The organism is Curtobacterium sp. B8 (assembly GCF_000333315.1).
In the GTDB taxonomy this organism is placed as follows: Bacteria; Actinomycetota; Actinomycetes; order Actinomycetales; family Microbacteriaceae; genus Curtobacterium; species Curtobacterium luteum.
The window spans coordinates 1-999 of sequence record NZ_BACW01000418.1 but is presented as its reverse complement, the minus strand read 5'-3'; the positions used below and the strand labels follow the sequence as shown (position 1 = coordinate 999).

General features: G+C 71.4%; 1 protein-coding gene. It reads right to left on the bottom strand.

What is annotated here, in order from left to right; translation table 11 throughout:
- Window positions 1-58: 58 nt before the first annotated feature.
- A partial coding sequence (gene hflX, locus I59_RS10815) for a GTPase HflX (RefSeq protein WP_022903885.1) occupies window positions 59-999 on the bottom strand: 941 nt, incomplete at its 5' end.

Here is a 999-nt window from a genome sequence, read left to right as displayed (position 1 = left end):
GCCGCGAGACGGACGCGACCCGAGCCTCCAGGCCGGAGCGCGCAGGCGCGTCAGCGTGTCAGGACGCGACCGGTGTGACCACGAACGGGTCGAGCTCCGCGACCTGCCGCTGGAACACCCGCACGTGCAGGCGGGTGCCGTCCTCGACGTAGTCGACCGACTCCACCGCACCGGCGTCGTGCAGCGAGGACACGAGGTCCCCGCGGTCGTACGGGATCACCACGGTGAGGTCGACGTCGGGCTCGGGCAGCCGGTCCTCGATGGCGGCGAGCAGCTCGGCGATCCCCTCGCCCGTCCGTGCCGACACGAAGACGGCGTCCGGGACGAGTCCGACGAGCACGAGCCGCTGCGACTCGTCGATGAGGTCCGACTTGTTGAACGCGACGACCTCCGGGATCTCGCGGGCACCGACGTCGCCGATGACCTCGCGGACGGTCGCGAGCTGCGCGGCAGGGTCCGGGTGCGAGCCGTCGACGACGTGCACGATGACGTCGGCCTCGCCCACTTCCTCGAGCGTCGACCGGAACGCCTCGACCAGCTGGTGCGGCAGGTTCCGGACGAAGCCGACGGTGTCCACGAACGTGAACTCGCGGCCCTTCGCGCTCTCGGTCCGGCGGACCGTGGCGTCCAGCGTGGCGAACAGCTGGTTCTGCACCAGCACGCCCGCGCTCGTCAGGCGGTTGAGCAGCGAGGACTTGCCGGCGTTCGTGTAGCCGGCGATCGCAACGCTCGGCACGTCGTTGCGGTGCCGGTCGGCGCGCTTGGCCTCACGTGCCGGGCGGAAGCCGGCGATCTGCCGCCGGAGCTTCGACATCCGCGTGTGGATGCGCCGACGATCGAGCTCGATCTTCGTCTCACCCGGACCGCGGGAACCCATGCCCGCACCGCCGGAGACCTGACCACCGGCCTGTCGGGACATCGACTCACCCCACCCGCGCAGACGCGGGAGCAGGTACTGCAGCTGCGCGAGCTCGACCTGCGCCTTGCCCTCGCGGGTCT